Annotated in this window: 17 protein-coding genes; 10 read left to right on the top strand and 7 right to left on the bottom strand. The window is 73.6% G+C overall.

Annotated features, from left to right (window positions below):
* The first annotated feature begins 46 nt into the window (after positions 1 to 46).
* The gene (locus tag QCD68_RS01060) at positions 47 to 694 is read left to right on the top strand and encodes a copper resistance CopC family protein (protein ID WP_301221700.1); all 648 of its coding nucleotides are present in this window, start codon (positions 47 to 49) and stop codon (positions 692 to 694) included.
* Positions 695 to 698: 4 nt separating this feature from the next.
* On the opposite strand, the gene QCD68_RS01055 is transcribed toward QCD68_RS01060, so the two are convergent.
* The 4 genes from QCD68_RS01055 to QCD68_RS01040 form a co-directional block, all read right to left on the bottom strand.
* Complete coding sequence (locus QCD68_RS01055; protein ID WP_301221699.1) at positions 699 to 1,355, bottom strand: hypothetical protein; 657 nt, start codon at positions 1,353 to 1,355, stop codon at positions 699 to 701.
* 98 nt (positions 1,356 to 1,453) lie between these two features.
* A complete protein-coding gene (locus QCD68_RS01050; RefSeq protein ID WP_301221698.1) occupies positions 1,454 to 1,879 on the bottom strand; it encodes a RidA family protein in 426 nt (141 codons plus the stop codon).
* Positions 1,876 to 2,313, bottom strand: coding sequence for an HIT family protein (locus QCD68_RS01045; protein WP_111073247.1), 438 nt, complete (start codon positions 2,311 to 2,313; stop codon positions 1,876 to 1,878). The genes QCD68_RS01050 and QCD68_RS01045 overlap by 4 nt, the downstream gene beginning before the upstream one ends.
* Positions 2,310 to 2,822: a heme-degrading domain-containing protein gene (locus tag QCD68_RS01040; protein ID WP_301221697.1), complete on the bottom strand. Its 513-nt coding sequence runs from the start codon at positions 2,820 to 2,822 to the stop codon at positions 2,310 to 2,312. Before QCD68_RS01040 ends, QCD68_RS01045 begins: the two co-directional genes overlap by 4 nt.
* 64 nt (positions 2,823 to 2,886) lie before the next feature.
* Between QCD68_RS01040 and QCD68_RS01035 the strand changes: the two genes are divergently transcribed.
* Entirely contained in the window at positions 2,887 to 4,371 is a 1,485-nt protein-coding gene (locus QCD68_RS01035; protein WP_301221696.1) for a reverse transcriptase family protein, read from the top strand.
* Between the two features lie 12 nt (positions 4,372 to 4,383).
* Here QCD68_RS01035 and QCD68_RS01030 read toward each other — a convergent pair whose 3' ends face one another.
* Complete coding sequence (locus tag QCD68_RS01030) at positions 4,384 to 5,352, bottom strand: acetylxylan esterase (protein WP_301221695.1); 969 nt, start codon at positions 5,350 to 5,352, stop codon at positions 4,384 to 4,386.
* 174 nt (positions 5,353 to 5,526) lie between these two features.
* On the opposite strand from QCD68_RS01030, the gene QCD68_RS01025 reads away from it, so the two are divergent.
* The 4 genes from QCD68_RS01025 (at position 5,527) to QCD68_RS01010 (ending at position 8,132) form a co-directional block, all read left to right on the top strand.
* Positions 5,527 to 5,712: a zinc transporter permease gene (locus QCD68_RS01025; protein ID WP_301221694.1), complete on the top strand. Its 186-nt coding sequence runs from the start codon at positions 5,527 to 5,529 to the stop codon at positions 5,710 to 5,712.
* A 172-nt stretch (positions 5,713 to 5,884) separates the two neighbouring features.
* Positions 5,885 to 6,436 (top strand): hypothetical protein, encoded by a 552-nt coding sequence (locus QCD68_RS01020; protein ID WP_221850736.1) that lies wholly within the window; start codon positions 5,885 to 5,887, stop codon positions 6,434 to 6,436.
* Positions 6,423 to 7,103, top strand: coding sequence for an RES family NAD+ phosphorylase (locus QCD68_RS01015; protein ID WP_301221693.1), 681 nt, complete (start codon positions 6,423 to 6,425; stop codon positions 7,101 to 7,103). Before QCD68_RS01020 ends, QCD68_RS01015 begins: the two co-directional genes overlap by 14 nt.
* A gap of 48 nt (positions 7,104 to 7,151) precedes the next feature.
* On the top strand, positions 7,152 to 8,132 hold the full coding sequence (locus QCD68_RS01010; protein ID WP_301221692.1) for a hypothetical protein: 981 nt from the start codon (positions 7,152 to 7,154) through the stop codon (positions 8,130 to 8,132).
* A gap of 187 nt (positions 8,133 to 8,319) precedes the next feature.
* On the opposite strand, the gene QCD68_RS01005 is transcribed toward QCD68_RS01010, so the two are convergent.
* Together QCD68_RS01005 and QCD68_RS01000 are read right to left on the bottom strand one after the other, a co-directional pair.
* The gene (locus QCD68_RS01005) at positions 8,320 to 8,895 is read right to left on the bottom strand and encodes a GIY-YIG nuclease family protein (protein ID WP_301221691.1); all 576 of its coding nucleotides are present in this window, start codon (positions 8,893 to 8,895) and stop codon (positions 8,320 to 8,322) included.
* A 74-nt stretch (positions 8,896 to 8,969) separates the two neighbouring features.
* Positions 8,970 to 9,815 carry a siderophore-interacting protein gene (locus QCD68_RS01000; protein ID WP_301221690.1) on the bottom strand — a complete coding sequence of 282 codons (846 nt, stop codon included), beginning with the start codon at positions 9,813 to 9,815 and terminating at the stop codon, positions 8,970 to 8,972.
* Between the two features lie 76 nt (positions 9,816 to 9,891).
* Between QCD68_RS01000 and QCD68_RS00995 the strand changes: the two genes are divergently transcribed.
* From QCD68_RS00995 to QCD68_RS00980, 4 genes are all read left to right on the top strand, one after another.
* Positions 9,892 to 10,560 carry a heme oxygenase (biliverdin-producing) gene (locus QCD68_RS00995; RefSeq protein WP_111073256.1) on the top strand — a complete coding sequence of 223 codons (669 nt, stop codon included), beginning with the start codon at positions 9,892 to 9,894 and terminating at the stop codon, positions 10,558 to 10,560.
* Positions 10,561 to 10,715: 155 nt separating this feature from the next.
* Positions 10,716 to 13,373: a phosphoenolpyruvate carboxylase gene (locus tag QCD68_RS00990; RefSeq protein ID WP_301221689.1), complete on the top strand. Its 2,658-nt coding sequence runs from the start codon at positions 10,716 to 10,718 to the stop codon at positions 13,371 to 13,373.
* A gap of 108 nt (positions 13,374 to 13,481) precedes the next feature.
* Complete coding sequence (locus QCD68_RS00985; RefSeq protein ID WP_111073258.1) at positions 13,482 to 13,820, top strand: STAS domain-containing protein; 339 nt, start codon at positions 13,482 to 13,484, stop codon at positions 13,818 to 13,820.
* The gene (locus QCD68_RS00980) at positions 13,811 to 14,239 is read left to right on the top strand and encodes an ATP-binding protein (RefSeq protein ID WP_111073259.1); all 429 of its coding nucleotides are present in this window, start codon (positions 13,811 to 13,813) and stop codon (positions 14,237 to 14,239) included. The genes QCD68_RS00985 and QCD68_RS00980 overlap by 10 nt, the downstream gene beginning before the upstream one ends.
* The last annotated feature ends 65 nt before the right edge of the window (positions 14,240 to 14,304 follow it).

Raw genomic sequence — 14,304 nt, 5'->3', positions numbered from 1 at the left:
CTACCGGCGGCCCGGGCGCTCATCCGCCCACCCGTAGGGTCGAGTCGTGTCATCGACCGCCAGCAGCAGCCGTACCCGGACCACGCCGACCCTTCGCCGCGCTCTCGGCTCACTGGTCGGTCTCGCCACCGTCCTCGCCGGACTCGCGACCGCGGCACCGGCATCGGCTCACTCCGGCCTCACCGGCAGCACGCCCGCCGAGGGTGCCGTCGTGACGAGCGACCTGCGCCAGGTGGACCTGACGTTCACCGAGGCGCCCCTCGCCGGACTCGACGCGGGCCTCCGCATCGAGGTCCGCGACCAGGCCGGCCAGGACGAGTCGACCGGGGACGTCACGATCACTGGCACGACGATGTCGAAGCGGGTTGACCTGTCCGCCGGACCGCACACGGTGCTCTGGCGGTACGTCTCGCCGGACGGCCACCCGATCGACGGGCAGGTCGCGTTCACGGTGCAGGCGGCGGAGACCCCGACGGCCTCACCGACCGCGACACCGAGCCGGGAGGCCCGTGGGTCGTCCGACACGTCGGTCACGTCGACGCCCACCCCGGTCGCGGACGTCGTCGACGGGACCGCCGCCGACGCGTCGCCGAGCGCACTGCCGTGGGTGGTCGGCGGGTTGGCCCTCGTCGTCGTCCTCGGCGTCGTCGCGGTCGTGGCGAGCCGCCGCCGCGCTGCGCCGGCCGAGGACTGACCGGTCAGTTCGCCAGGTCGTCCAACCAGTTCGACCGCAGCCGGAGCGCCCGCTCGATGCTCCCCGCGACCGTCGCGAACCCGGCCGCGATGTTGACGACGAGCGGGATCTCGATCGCCAGTTCGAACGCGCCCACGGCCTGTTCCACCGGCGGGATCGCCGTGATGCCCTCGAGCAACTGGGGCACGGCGAGCCCCACACCCGCCAGCACGACCAGGGTCGACGTGGTGCCGATCGTCCGACTCAACCCGGGGCGCTCGGCCGCCAGCCGGGCTCGGCGGCCCTCGGCGCTCTCGGGGAGCGGTGTCAGTTGGCGCGCCTCGCCCGTGGCGGCGACGAAGTGGCACCGACGCAGCCCGAATGTGCCGACGGCGACCTCGATGTGACCGCCGGGGACCGAGAAGCGGGTCGGGAGCGACGAGACGAACAGCAGTCGGCCGTCGCGGTACAGCCGGGCGCGGACGGCGCCGTCGTCACGGTCGCCCAGGTGGTTCACGTCGACCGTGTAGCTCGCCGTCAGCGTGGTGCCGGGGTCGGTCAGGTCGATCTCAAACAGCGACCGGGTCGCCACCTGCCACCAGCGCAGCGGCGGCAGCGGCTCCCGGTTGCCCTTGCGCACACGCCGTTCCCGTCGGCGATCGCGCCACCCGTCGTTCCCCATCGGCCCCCGCCTCCGCCCGTGGCGCTCTCGGCGCCGCCGTCACCGGTGTCGGCCACGCGACTGCGGACCGACTGGTGCGACCAGTGTCGCAGGCCGTGTCAGTGTGCGTCGAGGACCGCGGCCACCGCCTCCACCTCGACCAGCTGGTCGTCGTACCCGAGGACGGTGACGCCGAGCAGCGTGCTCGGGACGTCGTGCTCGCCGAATGCATCACGCACGACTCGCCAGGCGGCGACCAGGTCCGCCTGCCGTGATGACGCCACGAGCACGCGGGTGCTGATCACGTCCGTCAGGCGCGCGCCGGCGTCCGCCAGTGCCTGCCGGAGGTTCGCGATGCACTGCGCGGCCTGCGCCGCGTGGTCGCCCGGGGCGACGGTCTTGCCGTCCTCGTCGAGCGGGCACGATCCGGCCAGGAAGACGAGTCGGGCGTCGGCCGGCGTCGTCGCAGCGTGCGCGTACTCCGCCGGGCTGAGCACGTTGGAGCGGATCAGCTCGACGGCGCTGGGCCGTCGGCCGTCCGTCACTCGAACATCTCCGCGAGCATCGCCGTCGCGTCCCCGTCCACCACATGGGCGGACCGCGCCTCCGGCCAGCGCAGGACCCCGTCGTCCGGCCAGCACGGCACCACGTGCAGGTGCAGGTGCGGCACGCTCTGCCCTGCGTCCGCCCCGGTCGCGCTCAGCACGACGACCCCGGTCGCCCCGAGCGCCGCACGCATCGCCCGCCCGACCCGTTGCGCGAGCAGGGTCGTCGCCCGCAGCGCGTCGGGGGAGACGTCGAGCAGGCCCGTGGCGTGCTCGCGCGGGACCACCAGCGTGTGTCCCGGGGCCAGCTCCGACTCGGGCAGCGGCCGGAACGCGACGGCGTCCGGCTCGCGCTCGACCCAGGCCGTGCCCTGGTCGTCGTGCTCGATGAGGTGGCAGAAGACGCAGTCGTCCGGGAGGCCCACCCCCGTCATGCGCGCTCGTCCCGTCGAGCGCGGTGTGCGCGCAGGGCCTCGACCACGAGGGCGTGGTCGTCGTGCATCTCGAGGCCGCTGACGCCGACCGCTCCGACGAGGGCGCCGCGGATGATCAGCGGGAATCCACCGCCGGCCGCCTGGTACTGCCGGGGGTCGAGCGCCGCGGCCTCGTCGAACGAGGACCCGCCGAGCTCGTACTGCGTCCGCACCGCCAGGGTGCTGTGCGCGAAGTGACGGACGACGCGGAACTTCCGGTCGAGCCAGGCGTCGTTGACCGCGGCGGACCCGGGCGTCGCGGCGTGGAAGACCCGCTGCTCCCCGAAGGACACCGCGAAGCCCACGCCGAGACCGCGTTCGAGGGCCGTCGACCGCAACCACGAACCCACCGCCCAGGCGTCGTCGAGGTCGAACGCGTCGTGGTCGAGTTCGCGCTCCTCGGCCAGCAGCACGGCGAGCTTCTCGTCGGTCGGCAGGTCGCGGTAGCGGGCTCCGGTGGTGTCGGGCATGGTGCTCCTCACAGGGACGGCGGTGTCGCTCGTCACGGTAGCGGCTTCCTCCTATGGTGGGCACGTGGAGTTCCCGGGGGAGGCGGACGGCGCGCGTGACGCGTCGACCTCTCCGGGGTCACCCCGGGGCACGCAGTACCAGCAGGACCACACGCCCCGAGAGGCTCAGCGCGCTCCGCGCGCTCGCCCTCACGGAGGCACCGACAGGTCCCCCGGGAACCCCACGCCCCTCGACGTCGTCGCCACCGCGCTGGCCGACGCGTTCCTCGCCTCGGGCGGGTGGGACGCCGACCACCTGACCGCCGCCGGGTACGACGTCCTCGGCCTGGAGCGTGCGTACGTGGGACTGGCGGTCCGGGCGGCGCTCGAGACGTACCCACGGCCTCCCGTCGGTGCGCCGCGTCAGCTGGCCGCGGTGCTGGCCGGGTCCCCGCCGCTGGTGCGGTTGCACGACGCGCGGCGCGACCGCCGACCGGTGCGGGTGCTGCTCCGCCGCGCGGTCGCGGTGCAGGCGGTCCCGACCGTATCGAGCCGCCTGCTCGTCGACACGCTGCCCGAGCTCGCGCGGGAACTCGGCGTGACCGTCGGGCGGCTGCTCTGGCTCGCCGACACCCGCGGCTGGAACCGGCGACCGGGCCCGTCGAGCCCGCTGCACCACTACCGTCACGGGTGGGTGCGACGGCCCGGACGGTCCCCGCGGCTGCTCGAGAAGCCGATGGACCTGCTCCGTCGGACGCAGCGCACCGTCCTCGACGAGTTGCTCGCGGTCCTGCCCGTGCACGACGCGGCGCACGGGTTCGTCCCCGGTCGCAGCGTCGTGACCGGCGCCGCAGTGCACGTCGGTCAGCCGGTCGTGGTGTCGGCGGACCTCACCACGTTCTTCGCGAGCGTCCGGGCGCAGTCGGTGTACGGGGTGTTCCGGAGCGCCGGGTTCGCCGAACCGCTCGCACACGTCCTCACCGGCCTCTGCACGCACCGGGTGCCGGTGCACGTCCTCACCGCGATGCCGCCCGGTGGCGACGCGGACGAGCGGGGCGCGCTCCGTCGGGTGCTCGCCGAGCCGCACCTGCCGCAGGGGGCACCGACCTCACCGGCGTTGGCGAACACCGTGCTGCGACACCTCGACGCGCGGCTGGCGGGCTGGGCTGCATCGGTCGGTGCCGCGTACACGCGGTACGCCGACGACCTGACGTTCAGCGGCGGTGGCGACCTGGCACGACGACCGGACGCGTTCCTCCGTGGTGTCGAGCGGATCGTCTCCGACCAGGGGTACCGGCTCAACGCCCGGAAGACCCGGGTCCGCCGTGCCGCTGTCCGTCAGTCGGTGACCGGCGTCGTCGTCAACGAGCGGACCGCTCCCGGCCGCCGCGAGGTCGACCGGCTGCACGCGGTCCTGCACAACTGCGTCGTGCACGGTCCGGCGTCGCAGGACCGCGGCGGGCACGCGGACTTCCGGGCGCACCTGCTCGGCCGGATCGGCTGGGTCGCACAGGTGCACCCGGCGCGGGCCCTCCGGCTGCGCGAGGAGTTCGACCGCATCGCCTGGTGACGAGGGGACGCGTCAGCCGAACAGCTCGCGCAGCCGGGGGAGCGTGTCGGCGTCCTCGTGCGGACCGCCGCCCTCGTGGCCGTTGTACTCCCAGACGGTGATCTCCTTCGGCCCCGCCCACGCGTTGTACGCGGCGTACACGGTCGACGGTGGGCAGATCGGGTCCATCAGCGCGACCGAGAACCACGCCGGGGCGGTCGCGCGGGCCGCGTGCAGCACCCCGTCGAAGTAGGCCAGCGTCCCGAAGACCCGGTCCGTCGCGGTGCGGTGGGTCGCCAGGTAGTCGACCAGCTCGTGGTACGGGTACGCGTCGGTGATCTGCGTCGCGTGCCGGTGGTCGCAGAGGAACGGCACGCGGGGGAAGACCCCGGCCAGCCCCTCGACCAGCCCGGCGACGGCGATCGCGAGTCCACCGCCCTGGCTGCCGCCGAGGACCGCGATCCGGTCGCTGTCGATCAGGTCGAGGTCCCGCGCGGCATCGACGGCACGGACGGCGTCGGTGGTGAGGCGTCGGTAGTAGTAGGTGTCGGGTGACTCGATGCCGCGCGTCATGACCCCGGGGATCGCGGGCCCGGTGCCGTCCGGGTCGGGAGTGTCGCCGGTCGCCCAGCCCGAGCCCTGGCCGCGGGTGTCCATGAGCAGGTGCGCGACGCCGGCGGAGGCCCAGAGCAGCCGCTCGGTGGGCAGGCCGCGACCGCCGCCGTAGCCGATGTACTCGACGACGGCGGGGAGCGGTGCGTCGGCGCCGCTGCCGGCGGGGACGGTGAGCCACGCGGCGATACGCTGCCCGTCCCAGCCGGCGAAGGAGACGTCGTAGGTGTCGACGGTGGTCAGGCCCGTGTCGACCCGGTCGGCCTGCACGGCGATCGGGTGTTCGCGCGCGGCGGTGAGGGTGCGTCGCCAGAAGTCGTCGAAGTCGTCCGGTTCGGCGACGCTGCCGCGGTACGAGGTGAGGTCGGGTCCGGTGATGTCGGTGTACACGTTCCGACCCTGGCACGGCGTCCCGCTCGGCGGAAGGCGACTGTGGCGGATCGGACCGGATCGGATGGGATCAGACCGCGAGCGTCGGCTGAGCGTCCACACGGGCCACTGCCGGTTCCGCCCGACGTCCCCTACGCTGCACCTGAGAACCGATCTCACGAAAGGACGGCAACCATGACCGACACCACTCCCGAGGCGCCCCAGGCCGACGAGCACCGCGTCGCCGAACACGGCGTGGCCGAGCACGACCACGAGCAGGACGGTGGCGAGCACGCGCAGGTCGAGCACGGCGACCACGTCGACTTCGTGCACGACGGCCACCGTCACGCGCGTCACGAGGACCACTACGACGAGCACTGATCCTCGCGGGTGACGCCCGGCGCTGATCGTGGCGCGGGCGCCTGCCGGACGGGAGGCGCGGTGCCGGACCGGTGTCGCGCCTCCCGTCCGCTGTGGGTGCCGTCCGGCGTGGTTGACGCGGTTGTCGACGGGAGAGTACCTTTGGGTTGACACGGTTGACGAGAGGGGCCTGATGGAATCGACACTGCACCGCACGCGATCCGCGGCCGAGGAGCTGAGCCCGGCCGAGTCCGCGCTGCTGCAGGCGCTGACCGAGCGGATCCGCCTGGGCGAGGCGGACGCCGCCCTCACCGACACCGCGGACGTCGATGCGTTGGCCGAGCGGATGCTCGCCGCGCTGCCGACCGTCAAGCACGAGACCGACGCGCTGATCGGGCCGTTCTACGACACCGCCTCGTTGGCGAACTGGCGGGGGGTCACCCGGCAGGCGATCCACAAGGCGACCCAGAAGCGCGACCTGATCGGGCTGAAGATCGGCGACGGCACCAGGGTGTTCCCCGCGTTCCAGTTCGGTCGGACCGGGACGCCGCTGCCGCACCTGCGCGACGTGCTCGACCTGATCGACCGCGATGCCATCGACCCCTGGGGCAGTGCGCTGTGGCTCAACACGGTCGCCGACGAGTTCGGCGGGACGACCGCCGCGCAGGCGCTCCGCGACGGGCGGGTCGAACCGGTCCTGACGGCCGCTCGCCGAGCCGCCCACGCCTGGCATGCCGACGCCTGAGCGGGAACCGGCGCGGACCGACGTCGCGCAGCAGCCACCGGGCGACGACCTCGACCTGACCGGCTTCCCGGCTGCCGAGTCGCGCGGGACGACGTTCTACCGGGCCAAGCGGCACGACCGCGGGGCGTGGTGGTTCGCGTCGACCCCCGCCGACGCCGACGGCGTGGACGGCGGCCGGTTCGACCTCGCCGACCCACGGGGCACCTGCTACTGGGCGGACTCGGTCGAGGTCGCGGTGCGCGAACGGCTCGCCCACCACACGCTCACCACGAACACCGTGTTCGCCGCCCGGGCGCGCGAGATGGTCGTCGTGGCGGCCCGGGCCTCCCGGGGGCGACGCTTCGCCGACGTCACGGACCCGGCCGCCGTGCGGTCGGGGGTCGGCGCGGAACTGCAGACGATGGGGGACTACCGCGTCCCACAGGCCTGGGCCCGGGCGTTCGATGCGTCCGGGTTCGCCGGCGTCCGCTACAGCACCCGGTTCACCAGCGCCGCCGCAGCCAATGCGTGGGCGGTGTTCGGCGACGCCGGCATGCCCAGGAAGCCCCGGCCGGAGCGGGTCCACCGGGACGGCATCGCCGCGTGTCGGGAGTCCGGCATCCGGGTGCTCGAGGACGGCTCACAGGCCGGACCGGAGCGGTTCACGTTCGTCACGCCGCCGCGCTGAGGGACACCGCTCCCGCTGCTGTCGGTGGCTCGTCCTACCGTGCGGGTCGTGGCCGAACCAGTGGATGCGTGGTGGCGCCGCCGACAGTGGTCGCGCGGTGTCCCGGTGCCGTACGCCGTCGGCGAGTTCCGCGCTGAGTGGGCGTCGTGGCCTGTCCTGGTGCGGCAGTACCACCCGGACTGGAACGCGGGCGTCGTCCTGACCCAGATCCCGCCGGCCGCCGACGTGCTGCTGACGTGGGAGTGCGACGTCGGCCACGTCTTCGTCGCCACGCCGAGCGAGCAGCGATCGCGTCCCGGTCGTGAGCGCCGGCGGTCCGTGTGGTGCCCGGAGTGCGCCGTCCTCGCCCAGCCGCAGCGGTGGCCGGTGCTGCCCGAGGACTGGCCGTCCGCTGTCCCGGTCCCGCAGCGCGCCGTGCGGTCGAGCGGGCGGGCGACCCTGCCCGCCGCGCCCGCTCGGGGACTGCCGGGAGGCGCGGTCGCCTCGTCACGCCGTACACCCGCCCGCACGCGCACCGGTAGCACGGCCGGCCGCGGGCGCAGTACCCGGACGGGCGCGCCCCGGACGATCTGCCCGAAGACCCCGCGGCTGCCGTCGGGGGAGTCGTTCGTCAGCCAGTGCGCGCCGGCGCCGGCCTCCGCGGTCGAAGCCGAGCTCCGCGCCGGGCTGCGCGCCCGCCTGGACCTGACGTTCGAGCACACCGCGATCCGCCTGGACCGGCCGTTCCACGAGCACGTCGAGGTCTGGCCGGACATCATCCTGCCGGAGCTGCGCGTCGCGATCGAGTACGACTCCACCGGCCGGCACGGGCTCGAGCACGTGGGTTCGCGCGAGGAGTCCGACCGCCGGAAGGACCGCGCCACCCGGGCCGTCGGGTGGGAGGTCGTCCGGATCCGCACGGGGCGGTTGCCCGTCCTCGGCCCGTGGGACCTGCAGGAGTCCGGGGTGTCCGGCCGCACGATCGACCGGCTCGTCGACGTCCTGCGCGAGATCCGCGGCCCGCTGTTCGTCGACGCCTACGCGCGCTGACGGTCGTCCGTCCGGGCTCGGCTCAGCCGGCTGGGTCGCCGCACAACAAGAAACTGTCCACGCCAGGGCTTCCCGCGGTGCGAACCGGTTCGGGTGGTGCGTGTCCACGCCGAACCGACGCAGCGCGAGCCGGGCCGGCGCGAGCCGGGCCGACGCAGCGCGAGCCGGGCCGGCCCGGGCCGCCGGCTCAGCCCCGCAGCGCCAGCGCCTCGCTCATCCACCGCGTGTGCAGCGCCCACGGGTCCGGCACACCGGCGGCCACGACGTCGACGTGCGCCAGCAGCTCCGGCGTCACCCGGAACCACTCGGTGCCCGGGTACCGCGAGGCGGCGAACTCCTCGTGCCGCTGCCGCTCGAGGGAACGGTCACCGCGCTCGAACCCGAGCAGGTCCTGGTGGGCGATCCGACCGAGGCGCTGCCGCGGGTTCGCGGTCGTGCCGATCTTGACCCGGTCGCCGGTGTCGTCGCGCATCCGCAGGTAGTACACGACGTCGACCCGCGGTGCGCCGAGCTCACCGTCCGGCACGTCCCCGAAGCGCCACTCGCAGACGGCGCAGACCGAGCCGGACGGGAACCGCACCCCGATGCGACCGCCGCAGACCAAGCACGGCCCGGGCAGGACGTCCTCGACCCCGACGTGCTCGGCCGCGAACTCGGCGACCAGGGTGACGTGTCCGGTGCACAGCGGCACCGGGGCCTCGGGGGAGACCACAGCTGTGCAGCCGGGGACGCAGCAGCACGCGGGACTCTCCGACCGGACCATGCGCGGCACGCTACCGACGGCCACTGACGCCACCGACGCGACCGACGCCGCCGGGTCGGTGGGCACTGCCGGGCTCAGTCCTCGAAGACCACGCCGATCGGTTCGCGCTTCTCCTCCTGGAACCGGTCCTCGGCGCGTCCGAGCGCCCAGTACGCCGACAGCGACAGGTCGGCCTTCTCGAGCCCCCAGTCGTCCTGCAACACCCGACGGATCGCCTTCACCGCGGCCCGCTCGCCGTGTGCGAAGACGCTCACCGGGTGGGAGGCGCGGTGCAGCTCCCGGGTCGCCGCCAGCAGCAGCGTGCCCGGCTCGGCACCCGCCGCGTCGCGGTGCAGCCAGCGCAGCTCGACGCCGGTCGGGTGCACGAGCGGCTGTTCGTCGGCGGGGCCGGCCACCTCGACCAGGGCGACGCCCGTGGCGGACGGGAGCATGGCCTCCAGGGCGGCGCCGATCGCGGGCAGGGCGCTGTCGTCACCGAGCAGCACGTGGGTGACCTCGGGGTCCGTGGAGGGTGCCCAGCCGCCGCCCGGACCGGACAGCGCGATGCGGTCGCCGGGGCGGGCCGCCGCGGCCCAGGGTCCGGCGAGGCCGTCGGTGCCGTGCACGACGAAGTCGATCGCGATGGTCCGGGTGACGGGGTCGACGGCGCGGACGGTGTAGGTGCGGCGAGCGGGCAGGTCCGACTTCGGCATCGTGGCGCGGAGGGCGTCGAGGTCGTAGGGCGGCTGCAGGCCGGTACCCGGCTTCGGCAGCATGAGCTTGACGTACTTGTCGGTGGTCGCCAGGCGTTCGGGGTCGGCGTGCTCGATGAACGCGTCGTACCCGGGGCCGCCGAGGTGGACGCGGACCATGTGCGGGCTGAGGCGCTCGGTGCGGTCGACGACCAGGACGTGCTGTGGGCGGTTCGGCTTCGGGCTCATCGGCGGACGAGCCTCCTTTCCTGGGTCTTCCCGCCGGAGGGTGACGACGGACACCTTGTGAGGTTAGCCTCACCTCATGAGCACGAACGTCGTCCCGTTCTCCGAGGCCCTGCGGGTCCGGACACGGCGCTCGCACGGGGTCACGGCCGGCCACGGCTTCATGCACGACCTGGCGGAGGGCCGGTGTGACGTCGCCGACTACGCGACGCTCCTCGGGCAGTACGCCTTCGTCTACGACGCGCTCGAGTGCGCAGCCGACCGGATGGCCGACCACCCGGTCGCCGCCCCGTTCGTGACCAGCCGACTGACGCGCATGCCGGGCATCCGCGCGGACCTGGAGTTCCTGGTCGGTCCGGACTGGGACGAGCTGCTCACCCCGCTGCCCGCGACGACGGCGTACGTCCGCCGACTGAACGAGGTCGCGGCGACGTGGCCCGGCGGGTTCGTCGCCCACCACTACACGCGCTACCTCGGCGACCTGACCGGAGGTCACGCCATCGGACGCCTGCTCGCCGACCAGTTCGGGTTCGAGACCAACGGCGTCCTGCTCTGGATCTTCGACCAGGTCGCCGACCCCGCTGCGTTCTCCGACACGTACCGCGCCGAGCTCGACGCGGCGCCGTGGAGCGACGACGAGCGGGAGCGCGTGATCGCGGAGGTGGAGCTGGCCTACCGGCTCGACGCCGGGCTGCTCGCCGCGGTGGACGGGATGCGTCTGCCGTCCGCCCTCGCCGACCCGGCCTGAGCCGGGCTGATCCGGCCTGACCCGGGCGGATCCGGGTCGCGCCGCGGTCCGAGCCAGCCGCACCAGGCCGTCCGGACGGTCGTCGTCACGTGACGTCGGCGCCCGGTACGCTGCTGCCACGCCGGGACAGCCCGGACCGACCCGGGAAGGACGAGATGACGGCGATCGACGGTTCGACGCGCTTCGGACGCGCGCGTGACGACGTCAGCGGAGCGGTCGACAGCGACCTGCGTGCTGACGTGCGGTACCTCGGCAACCTGCTCGGACGGGTGCTCCGCGAGACCGGCGGTGACGACCTGCTGCGCGACGTCGAGTCGCTGCGCCAGGCGGTCATCGACGCGTACGAGGGCACCGACGAAGACGGCGCCACCCGCGCCGAAGCGGTGGTGGCCACGTTCTCCGCCGAGCGTGCCGAAGAGGTCGCCCGGGCGTTCACCTCGTACTTCCACCTGGTCAACCTGGCCGAGGAGCACCACCGCGTCCGGGTCCTCCGTGCTCGCGGGGACGACGGCGGCCAGCCGGGTGACTCGTTCCCCGCCACGTTCGTCGAGCTCGTCGAGCAGGTCGGCGCCGACGAGGCCGCGGCCCGGCTCGAGGGCCTGCGGTTCCACCCGGTCCTCACCGCGCACCCGACCGAGGCCCGCCGTCGTGCGGTGACCACCGGCGTCCGCCGCATCACCGACCTCATCGACGAGCGCGACCGCACGAAGAACGCGACCGCCCGCGCCGAGAACGAGCGCCGACTGCTCGAGGAGATCGCGACGCTCCTGCGCACCTCGCCGCTCCGCACCACCCGACCGACCCCGCTCGACGAGGTCCGCACCGCGATGAGCGTGTTCGACCAGACCCTGTTCGAGATCGTGCCGCAGGTGTACCGGCTGCTCGACGACCGGCTGCAGGGCGACGACGCCGGCCGTGCCCCGGTGCAGGCTCCGGCGTTCGTGCGCTTCGGCACGTGGATCGGCGGCGACCGTGACGGCAACCCGCACGTCACCGCCGACGTCACGCGCCAGGCCGCCGAGATCGCCGCGGAGCACATCCTGCTCGGGCTGACCCGGGCCGCGACCCGCATCGGCAGCGCCCTGACCCTCGACGCCGACCACACCCCGGGCGACGCCGGCCTCACCGCGCTGGTCGCCGCGCAGGAGTCCTTGGACCCGGACGTCGCCGAGCGCATCGGCATCCGTGCGCCCACCGAGACCCACCGCCGCGCGCTGCTGTTCATCGCCGCCCGCATCGACGCCACCCGTCGCGACGACCGACCGCTGGCGTACCGCGGCCCGGACGAGCTCCTCGCCGACCTGCACGTGGTGCAGGCGTCACTGACGGCCGCCGGGGCGCTCCGTGCCGCGAACGGCGAGCTGCAGAACCTCGTGTGGCAGGTCGAGACGTTCGGGTTCCACCTGGCCGAGCTCGAGATCCGCCAGCACTCCCAGGTGCACCGCACCGCCCTCGCCGAGATCCGTGCGGGTGATGCACTGAGCGAGATGACCGAGGAGGTCCTCGCCGTCTTCCGCACCATCGCCGACCTGCAGCGCCGCTACGGCGTCCGGTCGGCCAGCCGGTACATCGTGTCGTTCACCCAGTCCGCCGAGGACCTGGCGAACGTGCACGAACTCGCCGTCGCCGCACTCGGGTCGGTCGAGGCCGCCCCGGTGCTCGACGTCATCCCGCTGTTCGAGACCTTCGCCGACCTGCACGCCAGCGTCGACATCCTCGACGAGGCCGTCCGCACCGAGCCGTTCCAGCGTCGCCTCGGGGCGACCGGGCGCCGGCTCGAGGTCATGCTCGGCTACTCGGACTCCTCGAAGGACGTCGGCCCGGTGTCGGCGAACCTGGCGCTCTACGACGCCCAGGCCCGGATCGCGTCCTGGGCGGCGGCGCAGGACGTCGAGTTGACGCTCTTCCACGGCCGCGGCGGCTCCCTCGGCCGCGGTGGCGGTCCGGCGAACGAAGCCGTGCTCGCGCAGCCGCCGGGGTCCATCGACGGCCGCCTGAAGCTCACCGAGCAGGGTGAGGTCATCTTCGCCCAGTACGGCGACCAGGACATCGCGGCCCGACACCTGGAGCAGATGGCCTCGGCGACGCTGTTCGCGTCGTCGCCGTCGAACGAGGCACGCACCGCCGTCGCGGCCGAGCGCTTCGCCGACCTGGCGCAGCAGCTCGACGACGTGTCCCGCGCGGCGTTCTACGACCTGGTCAAGGCCGACGGCTTCGCCCCGTGGTTCGCCCGCGTCACCCCGATGGAGGAGCTCGGGCTGCTGCCGCTCGGGTCCCGTCCGGCCCGCCGAGGTCTCAGCGTCGAGTCGCTCGAGGACCTCCGGGCGATCCCGTGGGTGTTCTCGTGGACGCAGGCACGGATCAACCTGGCCGGCTGGTACGGCCTGGGCTCGGCGCTCGAAGCGGTCGGTGACCTCGACCTGCTCCGCACCGCGGCCGCCGAGTGGCCCCTCTTCGCGGCCCTGATCAAGAACGTCGAGATGTCGCTCGCGAAGACCGACGTCCAGATCGCCCGTCGGTACCTCGAACTCGCGGACCGCGACGACCTCGGTCGCAAGGTCCTGGACGAGATGGACCGGACCCGCTCGTGGGTCCTCCGGATCAGCGGCGCCGAGGACGTGCTCGAGGACCGACCGGTGCTCGCGCGCGCCGTCCGACTGCGCTCCCCGTACGTCGACGCCCTGTCGCACCTGCAGCTGCGCGCGCTCCGGGCGATCCGGTCGTCCGGCAGTTCCGACACCACCGACGGCGACCACCGGCTGCTCCTGCTGACGGTGAACGGCATCGCCGCCGGCCTGCAGAACACGGGGTGATCCCCCGGACCGGGGGCACGGACGCCAGCGCGTCCTGTTCCCCCGGTCGCCATGACCCGTTAGCCTCCGATGAGGCACGCGCAGACTCTCGAGGGGGCCCCACACACAATGGACATCGTCGTACACGAAGCCGGCACCGAAGCGGCGGTGTTGGAGTGTTCCGGCCGCCTGAACATGGTGTCGGCACCAGCCTTCCGCGAGACCGTCGCCACGGTGATCGAGGGCGGCCGTCCCCGTGTCGCCGTCGAGCTGTCGCGCGTCGAGTTCCTCGACTCCTCGGGTCTCGGTGCGCTCGTCGGTGCGTTGAAGACCGCTCGGCAGGCGGGTGGTGACCTCCGGATCGCCGCACCGTCCGAGCAGGTCGCGATGGTGCTGAAGCTGTCGAACATCGACAAGATCCTCCGCAGCTACGCCGACGGTGACGAAGCCGTCCGCGAATGGGTCTGACCGGGGCCGTCGTGGGCGAGCACCGGCTGGACTTCGCGTCGCCGCCCGACGACGTCTCCTCGGTGCACGACTTCCTCAGTGACGTCTGGACGGCCGAGCCCGCCGTCAGTGTCGAGGACCGGATGGCCCTCGAACTCGCGATCATCGAGCTCGCCTCCAACGTGATCGAGCACGCGGCCGCGGGCGGGCAGGTCACGTGTTCACTGACGCTCGCGGTCGCCAGCGACGCTCTGGAGGCCCGGATCACCGACGACGGCCAGCCTGCGTCCGTCGACGTGGCCGGCGCCACCCTGCCGGACGACATGGCGGAGGGCGGGCGTGGACTCGCCCTCGTGCAGATGGTCGTCGACGAGCTGCGCTACGACCGTCTGGGTGACGAGAACCGCTGGACGGTCCGGAAGGCCACCCGCGCGGTGTGAGCCGCTTCCCGCGTCGGGTCCATCCAGATGCATGAAGTTCGCGCGGCGCGTGTCACGATTCCCCG

Origin of the sequence: Curtobacterium sp. PsM8 (genome assembly GCF_030433875.1) — a bacterium.
GTDB lineage: Bacteria > Actinomycetota > Actinomycetes > Actinomycetales > Microbacteriaceae > Curtobacterium.
Note: the sequence above shows the minus strand (reverse complement) of the source record. Positions and strands in the feature narration are given on the sequence as shown.

Bases quoted from the DNA above. Each gene is read 5' to 3' on its own strand.
- QCD68_RS01055 (WP_301221699.1), bottom strand. From the start codon at position 1,355: ATGGGGAACGACGGGTGGCGCGATCGCCGACGGGAACGGCGTGTGCGC.
- QCD68_RS01045 (WP_111073247.1), bottom strand. From the start codon at position 2,313: ATGACGGGGGTGGGCCTCCCGGACGACTGCGTCTTCTGCCACCTCATC.
- QCD68_RS01040 (WP_301221697.1), bottom strand. From the start codon at position 2,822: ATGCCCGACACCACCGGAGCCCGCTACCGCGACCTGCCGACCGACGAG.
- QCD68_RS01025 (WP_301221694.1), top strand. From the start codon at position 5,527: ATGACCGACACCACTCCCGAGGCGCCCCAGGCCGACGAGCACCGCGTC.
- QCD68_RS01020 (WP_221850736.1), top strand. From the start codon at position 5,885: ATGGAATCGACACTGCACCGCACGCGATCCGCGGCCGAGGAGCTGAGC.
- QCD68_RS01015 (WP_301221693.1), top strand. From the start codon at position 6,423: ATGCCGACGCCTGAGCGGGAACCGGCGCGGACCGACGTCGCGCAGCAG.
- QCD68_RS01005 (WP_301221691.1), bottom strand. From the start codon at position 8,895: ATGGTCCGGTCGGAGAGTCCCGCGTGCTGCTGCGTCCCCGGCTGCACA.
- QCD68_RS01000 (WP_301221690.1), bottom strand. From the start codon at position 9,815: ATGAGCCCGAAGCCGAACCGCCCACAGCACGTCCTGGTCGTCGACCGC.
- QCD68_RS00995 (WP_111073256.1), top strand. From the start codon at position 9,892: ATGAGCACGAACGTCGTCCCGTTCTCCGAGGCCCTGCGGGTCCGGACA.
- QCD68_RS00990 (WP_301221689.1), top strand. From the start codon at position 10,716: ATGACGGCGATCGACGGTTCGACGCGCTTCGGACGCGCGCGTGACGAC.
- QCD68_RS00985 (WP_111073258.1), top strand. From the start codon at position 13,482: ATGGACATCGTCGTACACGAAGCCGGCACCGAAGCGGCGGTGTTGGAG.
- QCD68_RS00980 (WP_111073259.1), top strand. From the start codon at position 13,811: ATGGGTCTGACCGGGGCCGTCGTGGGCGAGCACCGGCTGGACTTCGCG.